The sequence below is a fragment of the Alteromonas macleodii ATCC 27126 genome, from assembly GCF_000172635.2.
In the GTDB taxonomy this organism is placed as follows: domain Bacteria; phylum Pseudomonadota; class Gammaproteobacteria; order Enterobacterales; family Alteromonadaceae; genus Alteromonas; species Alteromonas macleodii.
Genome location: NC_018632.1, coordinates 4,263,646 through 4,285,683 on the forward strand (window position 1 = coordinate 4,263,646; position 22,038 = coordinate 4,285,683).

Below are 22,038 nucleotides of genomic sequence, written 5' to 3' on the forward strand. Positions count from 1 at the left end.
CGTTTTTGAGGTCTCATTCAGAGGTTATTTTGTCTAGTTTTAATCATTCCGACACGGTACTTCCCGATGTCACTACAGAGCATTCCACTGCGCAACTTCCTGTTATTGATAGTGTAGGCATGCAGGGCATCGCTATCCCTCTGCACGTGCTAGGTAAGCGCGGTGAGCGATTAGCCAGCCAAGCAAAAGTCGATGTAACAGTGAGTTTAGATCACCCCAATGCTAAAGGCATTCACATGTCTCGATTGTACAGCTTGCTGCAGCGATATTTGAGCAACCAAGACTTACATAAGTCGGCACTTGTGTCGTTAATGAACGCGCTTATCGAGTCTCAAGATGGGCTGAGCAACAGCGCCCAGCTTAATTTACACTTTGACCTCACCGTGTCGCGTCCGGCGCTCATAAGTAGGATGTCAGGATATCAATCGTACCCTGCTTCACTTTGCGTAAGACGATCACCTGAACGTTATGAGGCACAGCTTAAGTTAAGAGTCCCGTACTCTAGTACTTGTCCTTGTTCGGCCTCCCTCTCTCGCAAGGCGTTATCAGAAGTATTTGTGCAGCAATTCGAAGGAAAAGGTTTATCCGTAGAAGAAATGGGCGCTTGGCTCGCTTCTAAACAAGCCAGCATCGCCACGGCGCATGCACAGCGTTCCTTTGCCGATATAACCCTAGATTTAAGCGACAACGAGATCCCCGATTTTATTGGTATTATTGACCTGATAGAAAACGCGTTAGGCACACCGCTTCAAACCGCAGTTAAGCGTGAAGATGAACAGGCGTTTGCCAAGCGTAATGCTGAAAACCTTATGTTTGTAGAAGATTCGGTAAGGCGACTGCATGAAGCGTTAAGTACGTATTACCAAGCTACCTATTTTCGTGTAAAAGTAGAACATCAAGAAAGTCTGCATGCACACGACGCCATTGCTGAATTATCAGGCCCAGTTCATCGATAAATTCAGACATAATTTGGGTGTTGAAACCGGTAGGCAGAAGAAACAATAAAAGGAAAATAACATTGTTATCTCTTAACAAGCTCTCTTACATCAGCAAAGCAGCGTGCATAGGCGCTGCAGTATCAGCTATTGCGGCGTGCTCGTCTGCGCCATCAACCCCGCTTGCTGGTGTAAAATCACACACTCTATCAAATGCCGTGATATACCAAACCAGCAGCAAAGAGTACCCTGTTCTCTCAAGCTTTGTGTATGGCCAAGCTATTTCAGCGCTGCCTACGCGTTTTGCTAATGGCGATGTTGTGGTGATGGATGTTGATGAAACCGTGCTAGACAATAGCACCTATCAAAAAGAACGGGAAAGTGCTGGCTTGGGATATTCTTCACAAAGCTGGGCCGAATGGGTAAAACGTGAAGAAGCCACACTGGTGCCTGGTGTAGCCGCTTTCATCGATGAAGTAGTTGCACGAAATGGCAAGGTGGCGCTTATTACAAATCGCAATAAAGCGCTTGATAGTCACACCTGGAATAACCTTTTAGCGCAAGGTTTGCCGCTTACCACGAGTAATACCTGTATTGTTGGCCGCACTGCTGAAGACAAAGAAGCGGTAGGCCAGGAAGGTATGGTTAATGACAAAGACTTGCGCAGAATGCAGCTTACCCAGGGCAAGATCGCATGTTCGAATACGTCTAAAGACGCGACGTCTACGTGGGCTGAGCCTCACACTATTATCATGCAAATTGGCGACAACATTGAAGATGTGGGCGGCGTAACCCAAGAATCTGCCAACGTTGAGTTGCTCATGCCACGAGTGGGCACAGAGATTTTTATTCTGCCAAACCCCATGTATGGTTCTTGGTAGACCATTGATAAAGTAAAATCAACGAATGTCGCTTTCTATATGGAAAGCGCCGTTCGTTAAATTAGCGTTGTTATCGTTAATGCCATTTCCCAGCCCTGAATAGGGCTTTATTTCTACCACATCCAGTAAGTAAGCGGATGTGCCCTGAGGGTCTTCATACAACCCGGTAGAAAACTCACCCGAGAACGTATACGCCTGCTGGATGTCTATTCCTCTAATGCCGCCTTGCTCGTGGGTATTATTCAACGAAACAAACACAATTTGATTCGGTGGCGGGGGTGGGTAATGAATGCACGCGCCGAAATAAGGCACAATGAAGAACGCAGTTATTTCTCGCTGTGCATTGGCCTCTACAGGCACAATAAACCCGCTGAGTTCGACGTACTTGCCGTTAAATGTGTCAACCGTATTCACTGAGATAAGCGCTTGCTGGTATTCATCGTCAAACGTGCGTTGAATAGACTGAAATACCTGTTCATGAAGGGGTAAATTCTGCTGAGGATTTTGAGTCGATCGGGTCTTGCCCAACAGCGCCTTTTCGGCGTCAGGTAACAGCGCGTCCCACGATAAGGGTAGGAACTGTTGAACGGTAGTTAACCTGTGGCTGTCTTGATAAATCGCCGTGTTATTCTCGAAAAAGCGCTCAATTACGCTATCAAGCTTACCCCTCAGGCCGAGCCCCACCAGCGCGCCCAATGCAATCAAAGCAATAAGAGAAGCCAGTAAAACGTACGTGGCGCGCTTCATACATTATCCTAGCTTTTAACTTGCTAAAATTTTGACTTTGCGGGTGTAAGTTACCGGCACATTCTTTTTAAGCGCATAGACTTTTAGAACAAGTTCGTGCGTGCCTTCTTCTTGTGCCTGAAAGCTAATGGCTTGTTCGCCCTTTGTAGACGGCAGAGAAAAGCGCTGCGGCGACAGTAGCGTTACGCCATCACTTGCCATCACATCTACGCTAACTTCTTTGTAGTTCGAAGGAATGGTAAATCGCAGCGGAACAGCTGACGCCTCAAGCTTAGCCACTTCTCGCTTTCTGTCGATATTGAGCGAAATGAGCGGCTCCTTAGCTGCCGCTAAATGCTGTTGCATCATGGGGTGCTGAAAGCCAAACTGCATGTTTCCCATACCTGCGTGTAGTTCACACGCAGTACTATGAAAGGCTATAAGACTTGATAAAACGGTAGCTGCAACGACTGTTTTTTTCATATCAGTTACTCCTCGTAAAGCGCGAAGCTGTCTAGCACTAACGAATAGGCAGATGTACCTAGTGCGCTTTCGTGGTTGTCTATTTTTACCGTGCCTTCAAACCAATAAGGGTCGTACAAGTTCTCAACTGCAATGCCTTCTTTGTATTCAACATACAAAATTTGATTTGGCGGCGGTGGTGGCATGTGTAAGCAAGCCCCAAAATAAGGAACGACGAAAAAAGCCGTCGCTTTTTGCTCATCGTTTTGCTCTAAAGGCACTATAAATCCAGGGATGCGGATAGCCTTCCCGTCAAACGCCTCTATCACTCGCGTCGACACTAACGCTTGTTGGTATCGCTGTGCTTGTTCATCTTCTAGCTGCTTTGAAGCAAAGTCATCGACAGAGTCGGCGGCAGAGCCATCGGCAATATCGTTTAAAAACTCAGGCCTGTTTAAAAGCGCGCTCAAATCGTCCTCGGGCATAAGAGCTACCCAGTCAATTTCCTCGTAATTGGCGGCTTGGGTTGGGTTTAACGTGCTAAATAAAACCAATAGTGCCGCAATTAAACCGAATTTAACGCTAGAAAGCGTGACAGAAAATTTCACAAAGATGACCTAACATACTATTTAACAATCATGTTATAACATATCACAACGTAGTGAATTGCGATAAGCGTTTATCTTTGCAAAATGTTACTTAGCGCCAATTACTCAATAGAGAATGCTTTGCTAGCGCATTTGTGAAGCATCAGTTGATTACGCTAGTTCCCGTTCACTTTTAAGCCCAAGCACGTGTTTAAAAAATAGCGTTGCTGGGCAAAAGCCAGTGAAGCTCTGTTGGAACAAGTTTGCGCCAATAAACACGGTAAACCACATGAAGTTTGCATGAACAAACTGGGTTAGTAATACAGAAAACAACACCATGAGCCCTGCGAAGGCGGTTAATGCTTTTTCCTGAGACATAACGTAATCCTTAAATATTGGAAGAGATTAAAAATAAAATCGATAGGCAATAAACGCATTACTTGCGTCTTCAAACTGCCCCCAAAACGTATAGTTATCCTTACCTGAAAAGACATTCACCCCCGCTCTCACTTGCCACTTGTCGGTGGGCGAATAAGCCACTGTAGTCTTTAGGTATCCGTCGCTATCGCTGGGTGAATAAAACAGAAAAGTATTTAACGTCAGTGTTTGACGAAGTGCTAACCACGTTAAACGGGTCGTCACCCAATGGCGGTATTTTTCTTGAACTCGCTCAGAAGACGAGACTGTTCTATCTAGGCCATCCGCATTGTGTAAGTACTCGGTGTACCACTGGAAACCACCGGTAAGATTTGCGGCAATTTCTTGGCTATAGCCTAGTAAGAAACGACTTTGATCATTCGCTATTTGCCCGTTACTTCCATCTATGTCTTCAAGGCTGTTGTAGAAAACGTATTCCGCATTTGCTATCCCCCGCCCCAGAGGCGCGACAACACTTGCGCCATAGGCATTCATTTTACTGTAGCGCGGTCTTCCAAGAGAATCTGTCGCGGTGGGCTGCCTTGTATAACCGGTGTAACCATAGCCTGCAATCTCCATCCCCTTAACAGATTTATACACCCTTAAGGCAAGCTCACTTCCTCGTGGGCGATTATCACGTTCAACAGAAAACGAAGGGGCAATGTTTTCATCCAATTGCGGGCTGTAAAAAGAAAATATTTCGCCTGTAATACCAATATCAGGCTCAAATTCAGGTGTGACGACTAAATCTACATTGGCAAAATCCGTGTAGCCCGACACCTTTAATGCATTACTCGGCGCTTTAAGGTATTCGTCTTCTCTTCCTGCAAAGAACGACTGATAATCTTTAGGGAAGAGATCATTTAAGAACAAGTAATCCCCTGTCCCCCAAGTCAGCACTTGCTTACCGACTTTAATGTCAAATGCATTTGCCCAGTCCCCCGTGCCGACTAAAGCGCTGGGTAGAATACTGCTTAAGCTACCTTGCCATGCCAGTTCGCGAAGTTGTGATTCCCACGACGACGTTACGCCGTCATACCAAACGTCGGCTTTACTGGAAATGGAGGAACTGTCTAATGCATAGTCTGCGCGAAGTTGAACTCTGGCGTCGCGCAATGTGCTGTTATTTAACACGGATGGCGCGTTAGCTGCTTGAAAACTCTCGTTCATTTGTGAATTCTGACTGCCAAACGCGGTAGCCATGTCACGGGAAAAACGGTTTCCTACGGCGAGCTCGGCGAAACCAGAAATACGAAGCTTACTTTTGCTGTCAGTGCCCCATTCGTCATCCCACTTATCGCTCCAATCGTCACCTGATTCGACATTATCCTCCTCAGGCCACACGCTGTCCCACTCGTCGTTTACGTTAGCTTTGTACTCTTGTGTACCGATTTTTAACGGGTCTTTTGGGTTCTGGCTTTCAACATTTAACGTCTGAGCGCTTAACGGTAAACTTACTACTGCCATTAATGCAAAAATGAAAATAATCGGCGAGAGCAAAGCGTGCGCCCTCCATTGCTTTTTAACCCACTCAGAAAGACCATAAGCTTGGCTAGGCAGCGTTATCCATATGGATGGAGCTAGTAATTTAGGCAAGCGCACCGTGCTAAATTCCTTTTTCAAGATTGTGTTATTTAATATAGCGTTGCGGTGGCACACGTAGGCTACGCTCACTAAATATGCTATCTGGAAGACCTATGTCGTATTCAATCCCTCTGAATTCCATAAGGGTATAGCCACCTGATGCAAGGTCCGTCACCTTACTTCTCACCACAGTAGGATTGCCCTGTATAGTCTCAATAGTTACAGCTTCAACGCGGCGGTAGTTATTGTCCCCCTTATAAAAGTTAATTAAGGTGGGCAAATAAGTGTCTTTGTCTATCTCTACTACATAGTGGCTGAACTCAACGAGCGCTGTGTCCTTGGGCGTTGCTTTTAAGTGATAATGAGTTTGGGTTTGTTCAAGCAGCTCAAAACTGTCCTGGGCCGTTGCGCGGCCGGAAACATCTTCATAGAAGAAATGAGAACCAACAAACGATGTACGTTTATCGCCAGCCGCTATCCGCTTTACCAAATCTAAAGCCGGCAAATATAACCAACGGTCGTCATCAGAATTAAGCGCCGCATGCTTTTCAACGCGAAATACCGTACCTTCAACTTCAGTAGGACGGCTAAAGAAAACCAGCATACGTTGATCGCCGGTGTCGGCGCCTGCCTCATTCGGCACATCTTTGCGCAGAATAGTAAACTGACGCATTTGCTTTCGACCTTGCTCGTCTACAATCAGCATTCTCGCCATTGAACGTCCGTCATTGCCCGCGTAGTACGCCGCCTGCTCAGCCTTATTAACGATTTCAGCAACATCGATACTACTGCTGCTTTCGTCGCTTTGGGTTGCCAAGGCTTGAGCGAATCCATTACCCGATATAAGTAATAGCGCAACAAGGCCCCTGAACATGCTTCGAAGGTTTCGTATTTTTGGTCGACGCCACATGAACACTGATAATATGGAAATACGCATTTTAGGCCTCCTTGAAAACCCAACGTTTAAGCAACGTCATAGCAGCTGGCAGCACCAGCAGCGTAACGAGTGCTGAAATAAACATGATACTTGCCAGGAAAATACCCACGGTAATGTAAGGCACCAGTGGCGCTAAAAGCAGCGGCGTAAAGCCAAGCGCGATGACCAACGCATTACGAGTAATAGCGCTAGCAGGCTCTTCAAACATGGCATCAAACGTTTTACTCACGTCACCAGTTTGCTTGTAAATCTCTTTGGCTCTAGCCAGAAAGTGAATGGCAAAGTCTACCGACAAACCCAATGTCAGGGCTGAAAGCACGGCAATAGGCATATCGTAATCTTTACCTACAATGCCAATAGCACCGTAAATAAAGGTGATAGTTATAGTAAGAGGCAGCATGGCTAATACACCGAATATCAGTGAGCGCAGCAGCAATACCATCATCACAAAAACAATAATAAAGGCGCTAAGTAAGCTGTCTAACATGCCTGCAACCATGTTGTCCTGCCACACCACATTTAGGTATGCCTTACCTGCCCATTGATATGTCAGGCCATCAGGCAGTGTGTGTTGAGCGAAGTAGTTATCGACTAACTCAATTACCTCGGTCATATCTTGGTTGTCACCACTGGATAGTTGTAGCCACACCAAGGTTTTACGATAGTCTGGTGTCACGAAATGCCACAAGTCTTGAGGCCTATGAGAGGACTGATATTGCAAGAGCGTCTGTGCTATCGCCGGCTGAGTATTAGGTAACTCATAGTCGCTGTCATTGCCCGAATGCAGCTCTCGGTTAACCACTTTAATCACATCACTGAGGGACTGAGTTTTACCCACCAGCGTTTGAGTGCTTAGGTAATTTTGCAGGTCTGAAAGCAGCGCTACATTATCGGGCTGTTGAAACGTTTTGCTTGTGCCTTTAATTTCATCAATGCTTGAAAGCAATCGATTTAAAGCGTCATATTCGTCGCTATCAAGATCACCGAATAATGCATCATCGACGGCAAATGCGAGAGTCTCAAAATTATTGCCGGCATTTTCATTGTTTAGTGTATCGAGGGTTGTTTCACGCCATTCATCTAATGAAGGGGGCAACACTGCACTTAGCAGTATTTCACGTGCACTTTTCAGCTTGCGGGTATCTTCAATAACAATGTACGCGTTATACGTACCCGCAAACTCCTTATTAAGCGCCTTATCGGCTACGCGAATTTCATGATTTTCTTTAAACCAGCGCACAGGGTTGTCGTTAATTTGTATTTGGAAAATACCCCACACTGATACCGCTGAAATCACCATAAACGCAACGAGTAATGCCCCTTTATAATTTAGCGCCAAGGTGCGAATACCGTACACAAATCGCTGTAAGTATGTTGTTTTCATTGATGAGGTATTGGCATCGGCGTGCAGTGCAGACTGCAATTTTGCGAGCGCCTCTGGCGACATTCTTGATATATATGCAGGTATAAAGGTAAGCGTAATAGCGAAAGCCAACAGAATACCTGAGCCAATGAAAGCACCGAAAATCTGTACGGGTGGAATGGGAGTTAGCATAAGTGAATAGAACCCTGCCGCAGAGGTCAGCGACGTAAACAGCATCGGCTGAAATAGGTGTTCAACCACTGTGGTAATCACTTGTTCGGCCTTTTGACCTGGTTTATAGCGGTCTGAAAACTCAGACAATATATGCACCGAGTCAACAACAGCGATAGGCATCAAAAATATGGCAATCATGGATGACATGATGTGCACGGTGAAACCTAAGCCGATTAGCGCCCCCATTGTGATAATTACCGTTGCCATTGCCACCACCATCGGGGCGGTAATCAGCGTAAAATTGCGGAAAAAGATAAAAAGGAGGATAAAAATCATTAGTCCCGCAGCTGGCGCTGAAATTGCCATTTGAATAAACATTTCAACGCCGAACTGATCTTCAGCAACAGGGAGTCCTGTTATGTGCCACTGCAATGTTTCGTTTGTTGTATTCGCGCCAATATAGGCACGAATGTCTTCCGCAATACGAAAGCTCTCATTTTTATCTTTAATGGGCACATAGATAGCCGCAGCATTGTTTGATGAGGAAGCCAGGCTCCCCTGTAACATTGGAAGGCGTGCAATAGCATTGGCAATGTAATCTGCTTCCTCTTGCGATGATGGGGCTTGTGACATCATCCAAGAGAACTTGAGCTCACCGTCGTCACCTTGAGTAATATTGTCCACTGTTGAAAACGACATGACATCTCTAGCAATAACACCCTCAGTGTTTAATATTTGCTGGGTAATACCGTCTATTGCTTGCAGGTTGTTTGGTGTGTAGATGCCTTTATTGGTACTTAAAGCAGCATTATCAGTGGCTGTGTCATTGGCCGGTGATGCTATAACCCCCACCACTATCGCGTCGTGCATAGCAAAAGTATGCTTCACATCGTTATGAAAGATGCGGGCAGGATGATTGGCTTCAAGCATATTCTCTGGGTCGGTGTCTATCGTAATTAGCCGCATTTGATAAGCGCAAAAGACAACAGCCAACAGTAAAGCGGAATAAACCCACTTACCTTTCTGGGTAGATAGGAACAGTAATTTTTCAATAACTGCCGTGAACATAGCTACGAACTCCTACTAGGAAATACATTGATCCCCTCTAATCGTGATACGACTGGGATAACTCCATCCACTGTGTTTCCTTGACGTGTTGAGTGGCGCTTCACTTTCACAAACCATGACCTTTGCTCTGCAGAACATTTCACAACGCCTACCTGCGTTAGCAAAAACAATGGGTACATTTATGGGCCACAGCGTTAATGGGATATCGCATTAAATTAGATATTTCTAATATATGAACAATTTAATGTATTTTTAGAAAAGATCAAGAGCAATGCGACGAGTTACACAGAGAAAAGAAAAGTGTTTGTAAAACGCTACACACCACCGAGAAAAAACTACATACCTACTCAACCTTAGTTTTTCAAATACGAGCTACCCGCTGTCCAAAAATAAAAATAACCCATAAAAATCAGTAATTTAAAATTATTCTAAACTGAATTTAAGGTTTGGCACAGATCACGCATACATTAGACTAACGGATAAATACAGAACGCAGTTTGTAGCTAGGACAGCTTTAGCGACGGAGAGGCCAAATTGCGTAGATGACAAATACTGAAGGTGACGACATTGGAAGTGCATGGAGTGTGTCACCAAGGAAAAATGGATGTGTCAGAATTGTAGCTAATGGATGCCTGTAGAAGATTCGTTAAATTGCTGGTCGATGATGAGGTTAGGTAAAAGACAACCTAATTAAACTCGCAGGATGCAAGGCACTTGTTTCATAAGGATTGCAAACAAGCTCTGAGTACCTACATCGCAAGCACCGACAGTGATGTCTCGTGCAGCAAGGGATTGTTGACCCAATTTGGATTCGTTGAATGTACGTGTGTGTTGCTTCAGCGAGACCATAGTGAGGACACTGGTAATGTCGTCGATGTTATTAGTGAGTTGTCATCCGACGACTACCCTCTCCCCTCAAAGGCCCATCCCGGCCTTTACATACCTCTGATTTTGGCCCGCCTTTGGCGGGCATTTTTTTATCTTCATTTGTGATAAAATTGCGTTGATTCTTTATCGCCTAACAAAAGGGCTACCTGCGTGCTTTCGCCGTCTGCATCTACTATCGTTTTTAGAGTTCTTTTTTGTGCGTTGCTCGCTACGTCTGTTGGCCAAAGCGTAATGCTTACCACACTCCCTTCTATGGGGCGACAGGCGAACCTTTCTGAATTCCACATTGCCACTATTATGTCTAGCTCTGCACTTATCTTTGCGTTCGGTACGAATGTGTGGAGCAAAGTCGCTAAGCGTGCGGGCTTTAAACGTATTTTAAAGGTTGGTCTGTCGGGTTATAGCTTGGGCACATTTGCCTTCGCTAGTGCATGGATGGCAGGATTTTCTGGCATTATAAGCGGCACCAATTTGTTTTTGGCATTGTTGATAAGCCGAAGTCTGCAATCAACCATTATGTCTGCAACTCCGCCTTCTGCGGTAGGTTACGCCGTCGCCATCAGTACGCCCCAAAGTCGAGTAAGTGCAATCAGCAAAGTCACCTCTGCAAGCAACGTAGGGCAAATTGTGGGGCCCGCCTACGCTGGGCTTTTAGTCGGTTTTGGCTTATTAGCACCGTTGTACAGCATCGTTTTGCTAACCTTGCTGGCGCTTACATTGGTATATTTTAAGCTACCTGTTCTGCCGCCTTTGTCTCAGCAAAAAAACGCTCAGCAGACTAGCGACAATAACCAAGCGCCTAGCAAAGTACCTTATGTATTCGTCGCTGCATGTATTTGTGTATTTTGCGCAATGGCGATGATGCAGCAATCACTGGGTTTCTTTTTTATCGATTTTTACGACTATTCACCCGTAGACGCTGCTCGGCAAGTGGGTTTCGCGATGATGGTCAGTGCTGCCGCGTCTCTTACAGCCCAATTTGGGTGGGTACAAAAAGGCCGAATAAGCAAAGAAGCGATGATCACTATCGCGCTTCCGCTATTGGGCTTAGCCTACTTGCTGCTCTTTCTTCAACATTCGTTATTTATACTTTATGCGGCCATGACATTAATGGGTTTAGGTATGGGAATGGCCTACCCATCTTTGGCAGCTGCAGCAACGACCTACTGCGCCCCCTCTCAACAAGCCACTATCACTGGGTTAATTACAGCGACTACTGCCATGGGCTACGTAATAGGTCCACCACTGGCAGCTTTCATTTACCAACTGGACATCGCGCTTCCGTTCGCTATAGCGTCAGCGCTCATCGCAGCAACCACGTGCGTCGTCTACATAACATTGCGAAGAATAAGACACGTTGGCTAGGGCCTGTTAACCGTTCTATACATTTGGCCCAATTCGTCATCAAAGCTAAACAGGCCTTAGCGAATTAATGCCAGCCTGACAGGTGACAGGTGACAGGAATACGCCTATTTCAAAGGTATTTATTTTTTACCTTTTATTTTTAAAAAAGCGGAACCTTTTTATAATTAGGCTATCTTAACTTATACATGAAGTCGTTGAGTGTGCGTCTTTGTGGTGTGTAAATGTGTTTTCCAAGTTATGTTGTGGTTTTTTTAAGGGGCTTTTTAGCCCCTTTTCTTTTGCTCTAGTCTTTCCTTTTCCAGTGCGTATTTCTCGCTTATTGTTATAGTACTAATCCAACGTACACCTATCTATTTTATTTGTATTAGTTTATCTCAAGACCGGTCAGTTAATCTAAAAAATAGAACTAAACAATCCTGATCATTTCACCTTTAGAAATGGAAATGAGAATTATTTCTAAATAGAATAGCTACTCAAGATCACAGGAGTAAGCTAATGCCTAAACCGCAACCTCGCAGAGCTATTGTCACCCAATCAGTCCGAATTACCCCAAATATGCAGCGTGTACACCTTAGTGGGGAAGACCTTCTTACCTTTCCCTCGGTTACTGCAGGTGCGTACATTAAACTTATGTTCGACCTAGAAGGAAACCCGCTGAAACGCCCCACAGATACGAGCCAAGTGGCAATGCGCACCTATACGGTTGCGCACTTTGACGCAGAGAAGCCTGAAATGATTCTGGATATGGTTATCCATGCCGATGGTGGTAAAACTGGCCCTGCGTCGGCATGGGCGACAAGTACAAAGCCTGGCGACATCATCACGCTCGCAGGGCCCGGTTCTAGTAAGGGACTCAGCGAGCAATATGATTGGATACTGTTGGCTGGCGACATGACAGCGCTTCCTAGTATTAGAAATCACCTCGCCGAGCTTCCTGTGCAAACCAAAGGCTACGCCGTGATTAAAATTGAAGACGAAAAGGATGCGGTTACACTTAAGAAGCCCGAAGGAGTAACGGTGATATGGGAACATGAGCAATCTTTACCTTCCCGCCTTGACCAGTTAACTTGGCTCGACGGAAACCCCACAGTTTGGGTGGCGTGTGAATTTTCTGATATGCGGGCGATTCGGGCATGGCTCAAGGACGAAAAATCCGTGGCGCACGAGAATATTTACATTAGCAGCTACTGGAAGAAAGGCCGCAGCGAAGATCAACATAAAATAGAAAAAAGGCAGGACAGTGAAGCGTATGCTAAAACATTGGCCTAGTTGATGACTATGCTTCCTGTAGGCTTTGCAAGAACTTGTAAATTCTGCATAAAAAACAACTGTACGGCAGAATTTTCATAAACAACAAATTCAATACTTTCATGCACCTACACAATGGAACAGCATTTGCTGCTAAGAAAATAACTGGCCAATTATTCCGCCAGTTTTTTCAACCAATTGTTTGGATAAGGAGAGCAAGTTATGAACAGTGATCGTATTGAAGGTAATTGGAAAGAAATGAAAGGTAAGGTGCAGCAAAAGTGGGGCAAACTTACCGATGACGACCTAGATGTAATTGACGGTCGACGTGAAGAACTAGTAGGTAAGATTCAACAAGCTTATGGCAAAAGCCGTGACGAAGCTGAAAAAGAGGTCGATGGTTATTTTAATTAATCGCCGTCTTCAATATATGAATTAAGACACTGGCAGTATAACAATCTGGTATCACTGTATTGTTAATCTTTACTGCTACTAAAAGGGCCGCTGCATAATGCAGCGGCCCTTTTTATTTGTGTCAAAGTCAAGGGAGGTTATGCCCTTTGATTTTTTATCACTCTTCCGTCTTAGGCTGTAAGTTATCGCGAACTTCCCTTGCGTCAAAGCTCGTTGCCGACGTTGGACGCGTACCTTTGCCTATCTCAATGCTCAAGATACTTTCGATCTCACTTTGCTGAGAGCCCCCTACAAATACACCCGTTTCGAATTGGGTAGTAGGGTGGTAGGACGTTCTGCAAGTGAGCACACCGCATTCGGTAACCCGTGCATATCGTTGGCTAAAGCCTGCGGTAGGTGTGGTTTGCACGGTCTCTTTATCTACTAAGGTCTCTCGGTCAGTCACTACAAACCAGTCGTAGCCTTCTAATAACGTAAGCTCGGCAGCACGGAGCATGGCGTAATCCATCGCCTTGCCTTTATCAGACCCCTTCGCTTTGAAATGCACGCGATATTGGGTATCACTCAACTTACTTTCCGTGTAGCCAAAGCCGCCTTTTTTGGCCTGTCTATAATCGGGTTGACTGGCGCAGCCCGCCATAATTAATATCGCAAGTACTAACATAATTTTAGTTTTCATCATTTACTCCTTCGGCCTTATCAGCTAGCCAAGTTGCTTCAATTGCGTTTTTCTCTTGCTCTCGGTTTAATGGCGCAGACGCCATCATTTTGTCTAACTCTTCTTCCATTACTTTAGCGCTAGTGGCGGTTTGATATTGACCTGCATTCTCACCTAGCTCGTCCAATTTGCTAGCGGCAAGCTGCCACGCACCTTGCTTATCTTTACAAGCAATCATTACATTTAGTTCATCTTTCGATGCGACTTCAGCCTGTCTACAGTAGTTAAACTCCGTATTTACGAAAGACAACTGTGGCGTAACCGTCACGCCTGAATCAAAGGTTGTTGCTTCGCCAGTTAGGTTACTGTCGAGTACCGATGATACTCTCGCCCAATGAGAAGGCTGCGTTGTTTCAGCGTCCTGTTGATTAAAGAACACTAAGCCCGCTAATACCGCCACACTCGCAGCTATTGCAAAAGGCCCCTTCCACTTCGTTTGTTTATGTGGCGCACTATTAGTTGAATTCGCTTTCTTTGGAAACGGCTTAACGTTTTCCGCAGAGCTTTGATTTACGGAGCTTTGATTTACGGAGCTTTGATTTGCAGCGCTTACGCTGGCTAAGCTTGTATCGGATACCTGTACGCCGCTTGCCTGGCTTAACGGTTTTTCATCACTCAAAAGGGCCACGATTTCTTTGGGCAGCGCCACTGCTGTCGCTTTTTCAGCAGCCACCTTCACAACTCTATCCACTTCTGCAAGTGCGGCGAGTCGGTCAGAGACGGTAACATCGTGTGCTATCGCTTCACGAACCAGATCCATCTCAGCGGTATCTAACTCTCCATCTAAAAATGCTGAGAGTTTTTCGTCAGTTAAGATCACAATAGCACCTCGTTTTGACCATTTAGTAAGTTTGATATTTTTGCTCTCGCTCTGGCAAGACGGCTCATAATGGTGCCCGTCGGTACCTGCAACACTTCAGAAGCATCCGCGTAACTCATCCCTTGTACAGCAACCAAAGAAAGGGTTTCTCTTTGCTCACAGGGTAACTCATCCATAGCGCTTGAGACTTGTTTAAGCGTAATTGTCTGCGTTATAGCGTCATCTATGTCATTGCAGCTATTCGCCGATTGCGCTTCATAGGAAAGGGCATCAGTCGCATTGGTTCTAACTTTCTTCGCTCTGTATTCGTCTATCCAACAGTTGCGGCACACTCTAAATGCCCAAGCCATTAATGTAACTTGCTCAGGAAGCGGTTTACTCAATAGCCGTTCAAGCGTGTTCTGAAGTAAATCATCAGCATCATGCATGTTACCCGTCAACGAATATGCAAACTTTCGCAATGACGGGACGAGTTCAGTCAACTCATCTTTCATTTTCATGTACCTTTGTGAGGTTTCCCGTTATCTCTAGTCTGTTAACGAGCCACTTTTGTTTTTATTCCACGTACTAAGACCTATTTTTTACTGCACTGTATTGCAGCGGTCTGTGAGCCATCTAGACAAGGCGAATGTTTAACAGTCTAAAGGGTCGCATTGGAATTTTTCTTCTGTCTAATCGTCACTACACTGTAAGGTAGTGGTAAATGCCTGTTCGCCTTTAGCGCACATTTAGAACAACGTTTGTGCACAATGGACCACAGGCTTCTAATAGAGGCTATGGCACAATTTATGCCATTCCTTCTTTAGGCACCGATCTGCCCCAACGTTAACGTAAAGGTAGTAAAATGAAGTACACACTCATTGTGGCGATTTTGAGTTTGATTGCGGCACCAACATCACAAGCCCAACTAGCAGGAACATTGAATCAAGTGGTGTCTCCTGTGCGTCCGATAATTGATCGAACCTCCTCCGACCTAAACGCCATTCGCGAGGAAGCAAGACGAAAAGCGCAATCATCTATCGAAGGCGCCAGAGACTTATCAACAGTGGCGTCGGGCGTACTAGGCGACATTCCTGCCCCCCAATTTATCGCTCCTGCAGCAACCACTATTTTATCGACTTCAGGCCAGGTAGTTGTTAATGAAGTAACGGTTGAAAGTGGCTTTCTGGCTGTCGAAAAGGAGTGGCTATTCCTAGGGGAAGAAGCCGACAAAGTACATTTTCAAGGTGCCAATATTGAAATACAAAAAGCTCAGTTTTTGCCCGCGCTCTCTCAGTGGCTTTTTAAAGTTAAAGTCACAGGAGATGAGAATGATGTGTCGTCTATTCGCAACAGTTTGCCCCATAATTTGCAGTCTCAAATTGGTCGAAATCATATTTATTTATCACAGACCAAGCCCACTTCGAACGGGTCTTTTCAAGAGATAAGCAGTGAAAAGCTGGAAACCTGTCCAACCCCACTGCGCATTGGAATGGTTGATACTCATGTAGCGTCCAATCACCCACTGCTCTCACACGTTAATTTAACGCAAGCGTCTTTTATTGTCGGTCATAATCAAGATCGAAATCAGGAGCAAGATGGCAATGCGGGCAGCGAAACTGACGTTGCCTTTTCGTCAGACCACGGTACCGCAGTAGCCAGCCTATTGGCGGCGTCGTTGCCTAAGTCTAGCCAGGTATTTAACGCCAGTGTGTTTTATTCGCGTAATAGCGTTAGCCAAGGCGCTACGCTAATGTCGTTAATTGAAGGTTTAAACTATCTTGCATCACAGCAGGTAGACGCCATAAACATGAGCCTTGCAGGTCCCGACAACCCTATTTTAGCGCGGGTCATAAATCAATTGGATAAGAGCGGTATTCAAATCATTGCTGCGGTGGGCAACGAGGGGCCAGCCTCTTTACCCTTGTACCCCGCGGCTTATACAGAAACATTGGGCATTACGGCCGTTGATAAATCTAATGTAATTTACCGGTGGGCAAACCAAGGGGATTACGTTGATTTTGCTGCGTTTGGCGTGTCGGTAGATGCCGCACATCCTAATGGAAAAACGATCAGGCAAACGGGAACCTCTATGGCTTCACCGCGCGCCACCGCTTTGTATGCATGCTTTTTGCGCGAAAAACAAGAAAGGAACGCTGCCTTGTTGAAACTTCAGCAGCTAGCTTTAGATGCAGGGGCTCCCGGACGAGACAGCGTATTCGGTTTTGGTGTGCTGCCTTAAATTAAGCGTGCTGTTCATTATAGAACTTATATTAACGCCCACTAAAAATGAACGTTAATGCCTAACTCAGCAATGGTTTCTTGGTAATTTGCGCCATCGACACTAGAAGCAAAGTCTCCATATTGCGTAGACAGTTTGATATCAACATTGTTGTGAATGGCGTAATCGGCACTCATCTCAACAACGTGTCTGTCGTCTTCCCTGCCTATACCTCCATCTTGTTCTGAGGCGTAATCTCTTACATCTAATTGATAGGCAACCGTAAGCTTCAAGGGTTTACTAAACACCGCTAGAGGATAGGTGTACGCTAGATCCATCCCGATACCGGTGTAATCGAACACATTATTTTGGGCATTTTCATTTTGATACTTAAGTGCGATTTGGAAGAAGTCTTCCCCTTCGAAGAAGTAAAATAGGTCACTGCGCACAGCAGCTGCTTCACTATCTCGAATTGGCGCACCTTCAGGCGTGTTCTCGAATTGTTTATCGATTAGGTCGCTACTAACACGCAAGTAAGTGCGCTGCCCCAACAATTTTCCGACAGATAATCCAGACTGTTGATAGGTGAGGAAGTCACGCCCGTCTAGCTCAGCGCTAGCGTGATAGTAGTGCGCTCCTAGTTTGGCGAAGTCAAACGCATAGCTGGTGCTAACGGACAGTGTGGTAAGGCCAAGATCGAACTCGCTTAGCGTTTGATAGTTGGTATTCGCCTGACTTACCGACAGTACATTTTCCCATTTCGCTGTGGGCTTCACCAGCACCTTTAGCTGAGCTTCTGACTGTACCGCGCCGTCGGCCACATCTGAATTCGTATCGAGCTCGCTAACGCTCACATTGCTATCAGAGCGGTACCCTAAATAGCCAGACCCTGAGAATGAAATCGTTTGGTGTTTTGCGTTTGTATGATTCGCATCTTCATCATTGTGCGAGTGACTGTCAGAGCCCGCATAAGCAGCGCTACTACCGAGTAAAACAGCTGCCACGGACAGCGATAGGCATTTGCGGCCGCCACGAATAAGGTTGTTTGTTGTTGATGAGTGTTGAAGTATTTGCGTATTCATTGTTGTTACCTACCACAGAGAAAGTGAAACTTAGCGATTGCTGTTTTTAAGGAGAGACGTGAGATTTGACTTGAGGTGCTCGCTTTAGGGAATGCACGATAGCGAGGCAGTGTATTCGCACCTGCAGCCTAGACCTTAAATAGCGGCTTGCCTTTCTATTTGGACAAGCCGCACTCAGACTTTAAGGTGGCTATTTAACGTGCTAGCTCAAGGTTGCTCTGCGCCCACCTAGTGGTTTAGGCCTTTATATTAAAGGCCAAGCGCACCTGAAATACTTGAAGCTACGTTGTCGTTTACAGTGCTTGTTACGGCGCTTTCAACCGAACTCGCCACGGTATTATTTACCGTACTTGCTACGGTGCTATCCACCGTGTTTGCTACCGTGCCTTCTACCGTACCTTCTACCGTATTTCCTACCGTATTTGCGACTGTTGCTGACACAGTTTGCTCGACTGTATTTGAAACTGCGCCTTCTACAGAGCTATTCACCGTACTTGCTACCGTGCTTTCTACCGTATTTCCTACCGTGTCAGTAATCGTTCCTTCGACAGCGGTGCCAACCGTTCCGGTTACAGAACTGGTCATTGAGCTTGCTACGGTGCTGGCTGCTGTATTGGCTACGCCGCCGTTTACCGCACTTTCGATGGTGCCTGCAGCCGTGTTCGATAAGGTACTGCCTGCTGCTGTTTCTGCAGTATTGTTTAGTGCACCACTTACACTGCCAGCTAGCGAACCTCCTGGGGTATTTTCCGCACCATTGTTTGTTAGTGAACCGATTTGGTTCAATGCCAAGCTTGGCGCTGCCTGCGCTGTACTTTCTGCTTCACTTTCTGCTCCATCGACTTGTTCTGCATTTCCAGACGCTGATGACAGTACAGATAATGACCCAGACACACTACTTGTCAGTGCGCCTGCCACTGGCGAAGTTATCGAGTTCGCCATATCTGATGTTGCAGAAACTTGACTCACTCCCTGATCGGCAGATAGATCGTTGCTTGTTTGGTTTGCGGATAATTGTTCACCGGTATCGGCTGAGCTCTCGGTGGACATTTGGCTCTGCGTAGATGCTTCGCCTTCGGCAGAAGTCTGTGTATTAACCCGATTTGCAGACTGTGTAGTTGCACCGCTTGTTAGTGAAAGCGATGCAGAAGTCGACGCATTAGCTGATGTGTTAGCAGAGAACGTGGTTTCTTGAGCCAACACAGACGTTGACGCGATACCTAAAGCCAGTGCAATTGCAGTATTTAACTTTTTCATCCGTTTATCTCCGTTTTTCATAAAGGACACTGAGATAACGATTGAAGAAAAGTTTTTATTCCGCACTGAGTTTGATTTTTTTAAAAGAATTAAAAAAGCCCTGTAAAAACAGGGCTTTTCGAACTATTTTTCTGAAGCAGTCATGCTCTTTTCCCACCAGGGAAGTGAAAAATCTATATTATCTGGGTCGTAAGTTTTGGCATATTTCATTTTAACTGAACTCCAAAACGCAGCTTTGAAAGCAGGGTCGTAAATAACAAACTCCCCCTTTTCGCGATACTGTTCAAACAGTTTTTGATAAGCTCCTACCGGTGTTAACGGGTTATCCTGTTGAAAAACCACATCTCCGCCGTACGCTTCGTAAAGGGCTTTCGATACTTTCCAGCTTTTTGCCATGCCTTCCGCCATTGCGAAACGGTAACGCTCTAGCTCTTCATCTTGATAGGCGCCATCGCTGTCCAAATCAACGGTCCATAATTTTATTACAGAATACGCAGATTGAATTTCGCTTTCATTTGGCTCTATCGCATTTTTATCGGCAAAATCTGAAAGAACAGACTCGGTAATTTTATTACCAAGTGCACGCTGAGCTAAAATAGCTCGTACTTCTTTCTCAGACTTGTCAGTTAAAATAGACTGAAAACGGTCAACATCAGCCTGTGAAGGCTGTAGTTCAGTATTAGAAATAGATTTGTTGAACAAACGAGCAATAATCTCGTTTGCGGCTTGCGGTGTATTAATCCCAAGCGAAACCACTATGGCTGCAAATAGCACCATAGGAATAACGTTCGAACGCGTCACTTTGTATGCTTCCCTAAGTTCCAATAATTAGCATAAGCACAAGACACATTCATTTATTATTGTAAGAATTTTCCGTTGTCTTGCGAAATGACATCTATAAGGCTTTATACTTTAGATTAGTTTTGTTTAAAATTCCACTTTCTTACGCATAGATTTTTTAGCACCTTGTTGTTTTTTTACATCTACACGACGTGCTTTTGCCGCACGGCTCACCTTTGTTTTTATGCGCGGTTTTTGTTCAATTGTCGCAGCCTTTATCCACGCAACAAGTCGCGCTAGCGCATCTTCTCTGTTTTGTTCTTGCGTTCGATAATTTTGCGCTTTAAGCACAAAAACACCGTCGTTGGTAACGCGACTATCTTTAAGCTGAAGTAGCTTTTCTTTCAGCTTTTCAGGCAGCGATGATCCATTTATGTCGAAGCGTAAATGTATGGCGCTACTTACTTTGTTCACATTCTGCCCACCGCTACCTTGTGCTCGAATAGCTTGCAATTCAGCTTCGCTTTCATCTATCGCGATAGAAGGGGTTATTATTAATTCCATCTCAAATCCTAATACGTCATGGCGTAACCACGTAAACGTTGCAGCACTAGCGGCCCTACATCTATAGGTCACTATCACTACTGCTTACTTGACCATTTTTGCGTTAACCGATAGGTTGTTTTTTATCCTTATTTTGGACATAAAACATGATCATCGCATTGCTCATCATTATTTGTATCTTTGTAGCGCTTATTTGGTTTACCGCCAAAATGGACAGCAATATCGAAGCTTCATTCACACCATCAGGAAAACTTACGCCTGTTGATGGTGGAATTATTCACTGGCAAAAGCAAGGAAACGGTCCGGCGCTTGTGCTGATTCATGGGTTACTTGGCAATAGTAACAATTTTAGCGAATTAGCAAAAACCCTCGCTTCCCGCTACACGGTCTATACCGTTGATCGTCCAGGCAGCGGATTTTCGAGCCGCTACAAAAGCACATCCGCTAGCTTCGAACAGCAAAGTAAAATGATACTCGAGTGGATGCAAAAAGAGGGAATAGGTAGTGCGAGCATCGCTGGGCATTCAATGGGAGGAGGAATTGCACTGAGGATGGCAATCGATGCACCTGACAAAATAAAATCGGTTTCGCTTCTATGCCCGTTAACTACACCACTAAAAGGTGGTGCCGGGCCTCTTTCGGTGCTTTACATACCCAATGAATGGGTACGCAGCAGTGTTGCAAAAACCATTGCCAGTCCACTGCGTGCAAAGTTAGGTAGAAAACAAGTCGCACAAATTTTTCACCCCGAACCTGTCCCCCCGTCCTTTTCAACTGAAGGCGGTGGTTTGTTAGCGCTTCACTCTCGAAGCTTTTATGAAGGTAGCAGAGATACAGTATCTGCGCAGGGCAGTCTGCACCGTCAGCAAACTCGTTATGAAGAGATTCAATGCCCTGTTGGGGTATTGTATGGTGAAAAAGATACTATCTTGAGGCCCGACGAGCACATCACCGCGGTAACAAAGGCAATAGGAAGTGCGGTACACAAAATTATTTCTGGCGCTGGCCACATGATCCCCGTTACTCAGGTGCAAGCGTGCGCAGACTTTATAATATCGATTGACGAAAGCGCTTAAGTAAGTGGCTTAGTGAAGCCTTGCACCTGCCTTTTCAACGTGCTCTTTATGAGAAAACTCAACAACGGCGAGTGTGCGCTCTCGACCATAAGTCGACTGCTTCAGTTTACGAAGCTGATCGGCGACTCTCTCAATGCCGTCATACGCTTTACACATTTCAAAAGGGGTCGCGCCCAGCGTTATATTGTAACTGCTAAACCACGCCTTCATTTGCTCACTGTCCCCATCTGACAATGAAATGAGTAAATGATACATACGAATAAAAGCGAGCTGCTTTCTGTACTCTGATGTGCCACTCTCAAACCCAAGTAGCGTAGTCTGCGCCAAAGAAGATGGAGAAATACCCAATATTTCAGAAGCTTGCTTGATATTTAAACCGAGTTCCTGGTATGCCCAAGTGAAGGCTTTCGTAACAACGCTGGTAGGAAATAGTGATCTATTCATAATATCGCCTCGTTTCATCGAACAATGTTATACAGATGTTATGAAACG

Annotated in this window: 22 protein-coding genes; 7 read left to right on the forward strand and 15 right to left on the reverse strand. The window is 45.4% G+C overall.

What is annotated here, in order from left to right:
- Positions 1-29 precede the first annotated feature (29 nt).
- Both folE2 and MASE_RS18180 read left to right on the forward strand, forming a co-directional pair.
- Complete coding sequence (folE2, locus tag MASE_RS18175; RefSeq protein ID WP_014951166.1) at positions 30-956, forward strand: GTP cyclohydrolase FolE2; 927 nt, start codon at positions 30-32, stop codon at positions 954-956.
- A gap of 62 nt (positions 957-1,018) precedes the next feature.
- Entirely contained in the window at positions 1,019-1,816 is a 798-nt protein-coding gene (locus MASE_RS18180; protein ID WP_014951167.1) for a 5'-nucleotidase, lipoprotein e(P4) family, read from the forward strand.
- 18 nt (positions 1,817-1,834) lie between these two features.
- On the opposite strand, the gene MASE_RS18185 is transcribed toward MASE_RS18180, so the two are convergent.
- The 7 genes from MASE_RS18185 to MASE_RS18215 all read right to left on the reverse strand — a co-directional run bounded on the left by MASE_RS18185 (position 1,835) and on the right by MASE_RS18215 (position 9,134).
- Positions 1,835-2,563, reverse strand: coding sequence for a DUF3299 domain-containing protein (locus MASE_RS18185; RefSeq protein ID WP_014951168.1), 729 nt, complete (start codon positions 2,561-2,563; stop codon positions 1,835-1,837).
- Positions 2,564-2,578: 15 nt separating this feature from the next.
- Positions 2,579-3,025, reverse strand: a complete 447-nt coding sequence (locus MASE_RS18190; RefSeq protein ID WP_014951169.1) for a hypothetical protein — start codon at positions 3,023-3,025, stop codon at positions 2,579-2,581.
- A gap of 5 nt (positions 3,026-3,030) precedes the next feature.
- A complete protein-coding gene (locus MASE_RS18195) occupies positions 3,031-3,612 on the reverse strand; it encodes a DUF3299 domain-containing protein (protein WP_014951170.1) in 582 nt (193 codons plus the stop codon).
- 150 nt (positions 3,613-3,762) lie between these two features.
- On the reverse strand, positions 3,763-3,969 hold the full coding sequence (locus MASE_RS18200; protein ID WP_014951171.1) for a YgaP family membrane protein: 207 nt from the start codon (positions 3,967-3,969) through the stop codon (positions 3,763-3,765).
- Positions 3,970-3,996: 27 nt separating this feature from the next.
- The gene (locus MASE_RS18205) at positions 3,997-5,610 is read right to left on the reverse strand and encodes a hypothetical protein (RefSeq protein ID WP_014951172.1); all 1,614 of its coding nucleotides are present in this window, start codon (positions 5,608-5,610) and stop codon (positions 3,997-3,999) included.
- A 28-nt stretch (positions 5,611-5,638) separates the two neighbouring features.
- Positions 5,639-6,529: an outer membrane lipoprotein-sorting protein gene (locus tag MASE_RS18210; protein WP_014951173.1), complete on the reverse strand. Its 891-nt coding sequence runs from the start codon at positions 6,527-6,529 to the stop codon at positions 5,639-5,641.
- 1 nt (position 6,530) lies between these two features.
- Positions 6,531-9,134: an efflux RND transporter permease subunit gene (locus tag MASE_RS18215; protein ID WP_014951174.1), complete on the reverse strand. Its 2,604-nt coding sequence runs from the start codon at positions 9,132-9,134 to the stop codon at positions 6,531-6,533.
- 1,089 nt (positions 9,135-10,223) lie between these two features.
- On the opposite strand from MASE_RS18215, the gene MASE_RS18220 reads away from it, so the two are divergent.
- From MASE_RS18220 to MASE_RS18230, 3 genes are all read left to right on the forward strand, one after another.
- Positions 10,224-11,387: an MFS transporter gene (locus MASE_RS18220; protein ID WP_415857824.1), complete on the forward strand. Its 1,164-nt coding sequence runs from the start codon at positions 10,224-10,226 to the stop codon at positions 11,385-11,387.
- A 495-nt stretch (positions 11,388-11,882) separates the two neighbouring features.
- The gene (locus MASE_RS18225) at positions 11,883-12,656 is read left to right on the forward strand and encodes a siderophore-interacting protein (protein ID WP_014951176.1); all 774 of its coding nucleotides are present in this window, start codon (positions 11,883-11,885) and stop codon (positions 12,654-12,656) included.
- Positions 12,657-12,857: 201 nt separating this feature from the next.
- Positions 12,858-13,049: a CsbD family protein gene (locus tag MASE_RS18230; RefSeq protein ID WP_014951177.1), complete on the forward strand. Its 192-nt coding sequence runs from the start codon at positions 12,858-12,860 to the stop codon at positions 13,047-13,049.
- Between the two features lie 157 nt (positions 13,050-13,206).
- Here the strand turns inward: MASE_RS18230 and MASE_RS18235 are convergent, their stop codons facing one another.
- The 3 genes from MASE_RS18235 to MASE_RS18245 are packed head-to-tail and all read right to left on the reverse strand — an operon-like array spanning position 13,207 to position 15,081.
- Entirely contained in the window at positions 13,207-13,728 is a 522-nt protein-coding gene (locus MASE_RS18235; RefSeq protein WP_014951178.1) for a CC0125/CC1285 family lipoprotein, read from the reverse strand.
- A complete protein-coding gene (locus MASE_RS18240) occupies positions 13,718-14,587 on the reverse strand; it encodes a DVU3141 family protein (protein ID WP_014951179.1) in 870 nt (289 codons plus the stop codon). The genes MASE_RS18235 and MASE_RS18240 overlap by 11 nt, the downstream gene beginning before the upstream one ends.
- Entirely contained in the window at positions 14,584-15,081 is a 498-nt protein-coding gene (locus MASE_RS18245) for an RNA polymerase sigma factor (protein ID WP_014951180.1), read from the reverse strand. The genes MASE_RS18240 and MASE_RS18245 overlap by 4 nt, the downstream gene beginning before the upstream one ends.
- A gap of 350 nt (positions 15,082-15,431) precedes the next feature.
- On the opposite strand from MASE_RS18245, the gene MASE_RS18250 reads away from it, so the two are divergent.
- On the forward strand, positions 15,432-16,808 hold the full coding sequence (locus tag MASE_RS18250) for a S8 family serine peptidase (RefSeq protein ID WP_014951181.1): 1,377 nt from the start codon (positions 15,432-15,434) through the stop codon (positions 16,806-16,808).
- A gap of 41 nt (positions 16,809-16,849) precedes the next feature.
- Here the strand turns inward: MASE_RS18250 and MASE_RS18255 are convergent, their stop codons facing one another.
- The 4 genes from MASE_RS18255 to arfB form a co-directional block, all read right to left on the reverse strand.
- On the reverse strand, positions 16,850-17,869 hold the full coding sequence (locus tag MASE_RS18255) for an outer membrane beta-barrel protein (protein ID WP_014951182.1): 1,020 nt from the start codon (positions 17,867-17,869) through the stop codon (positions 16,850-16,852).
- Between the two features lie 249 nt (positions 17,870-18,118).
- A complete protein-coding gene (locus MASE_RS18260) occupies positions 18,119-19,126 on the reverse strand; it encodes a hypothetical protein (RefSeq protein WP_014951183.1) in 1,008 nt (335 codons plus the stop codon).
- Between the two features lie 123 nt (positions 19,127-19,249).
- A complete protein-coding gene (locus MASE_RS18265) occupies positions 19,250-19,927 on the reverse strand; it encodes a hypothetical protein (RefSeq protein ID WP_014951184.1) in 678 nt (225 codons plus the stop codon).
- 126 nt (positions 19,928-20,053) lie between these two features.
- Entirely contained in the window at positions 20,054-20,470 is a 417-nt protein-coding gene (arfB, locus tag MASE_RS18270; RefSeq protein WP_014951185.1) for an alternative ribosome rescue aminoacyl-tRNA hydrolase ArfB, read from the reverse strand.
- Positions 20,471-20,616: 146 nt separating this feature from the next.
- Between arfB and MASE_RS18275 the strand changes: the two genes are divergently transcribed.
- Positions 20,617-21,546: an alpha/beta fold hydrolase gene (locus MASE_RS18275; protein ID WP_014951186.1), complete on the forward strand. Its 930-nt coding sequence runs from the start codon at positions 20,617-20,619 to the stop codon at positions 21,544-21,546.
- Positions 21,547-21,555: 9 nt separating this feature from the next.
- Here MASE_RS18275 and MASE_RS18280 read toward each other — a convergent pair whose 3' ends face one another.
- Positions 21,556-21,990, reverse strand: coding sequence for a hypothetical protein (locus MASE_RS18280; RefSeq protein WP_014951187.1), 435 nt, complete (start codon positions 21,988-21,990; stop codon positions 21,556-21,558).
- Positions 21,991-22,038 lie beyond the last annotated feature (48 nt).

Bases quoted from the DNA above. Each gene is read 5' to 3' on its own strand.
- MASE_RS18280 (WP_014951187.1), bottom strand. From the start codon at position 21,990: ATGAATAGATCACTATTTCCTACCAGCGTTGTTACGAAAGCCTTCACT.
- MASE_RS18235 (WP_014951178.1), bottom strand. From the start codon at position 13,728: ATGAAAACTAAAATTATGTTAGTACTTGCGATATTAATTATGGCGGGC.
- MASE_RS18245 (WP_014951180.1), bottom strand. From the start codon at position 15,081: ATGAAAGATGAGTTGACTGAACTCGTCCCGTCATTGCGAAAGTTTGCA.
- MASE_RS18200 (WP_014951171.1), bottom strand. From the start codon at position 3,969: ATGTCTCAGGAAAAAGCATTAACCGCCTTCGCAGGGCTCATGGTGTTG.
- arfB (WP_014951185.1), bottom strand. From the start codon at position 20,470: ATGGAATTAATAATAACCCCTTCTATCGCGATAGATGAAAGCGAAGCT.
- MASE_RS18210 (WP_014951173.1), bottom strand. From the start codon at position 6,529: ATGCGTATTTCCATATTATCAGTGTTCATGTGGCGTCGACCAAAAATA.
- MASE_RS18185 (WP_014951168.1), bottom strand. From the start codon at position 2,563: ATGAAGCGCGCCACGTACGTTTTACTGGCTTCTCTTATTGCTTTGATT.
- MASE_RS18230 (WP_014951177.1), top strand. From the start codon at position 12,858: ATGAACAGTGATCGTATTGAAGGTAATTGGAAAGAAATGAAAGGTAAG.
- MASE_RS18250 (WP_014951181.1), top strand. From the start codon at position 15,432: ATGAAGTACACACTCATTGTGGCGATTTTGAGTTTGATTGCGGCACCA.
- MASE_RS18215 (WP_014951174.1), bottom strand. From the start codon at position 9,134: ATGTTCACGGCAGTTATTGAAAAATTACTGTTCCTATCTACCCAGAAA.
- MASE_RS18260 (WP_014951183.1), bottom strand. From the start codon at position 19,126: ATGAAAAAGTTAAATACTGCAATTGCACTGGCTTTAGGTATCGCGTCA.
- MASE_RS18255 (WP_014951182.1), bottom strand. From the start codon at position 17,869: ATGAATACGCAAATACTTCAACACTCATCAACAACAAACAACCTTATT.
- MASE_RS18275 (WP_014951186.1), top strand. From the start codon at position 20,617: ATGATCATCGCATTGCTCATCATTATTTGTATCTTTGTAGCGCTTATT.
- MASE_RS18225 (WP_014951176.1), top strand. From the start codon at position 11,883: ATGCCTAAACCGCAACCTCGCAGAGCTATTGTCACCCAATCAGTCCGA.
- MASE_RS18190 (WP_014951169.1), bottom strand. From the start codon at position 3,025: ATGAAAAAAACAGTCGTTGCAGCTACCGTTTTATCAAGTCTTATAGCC.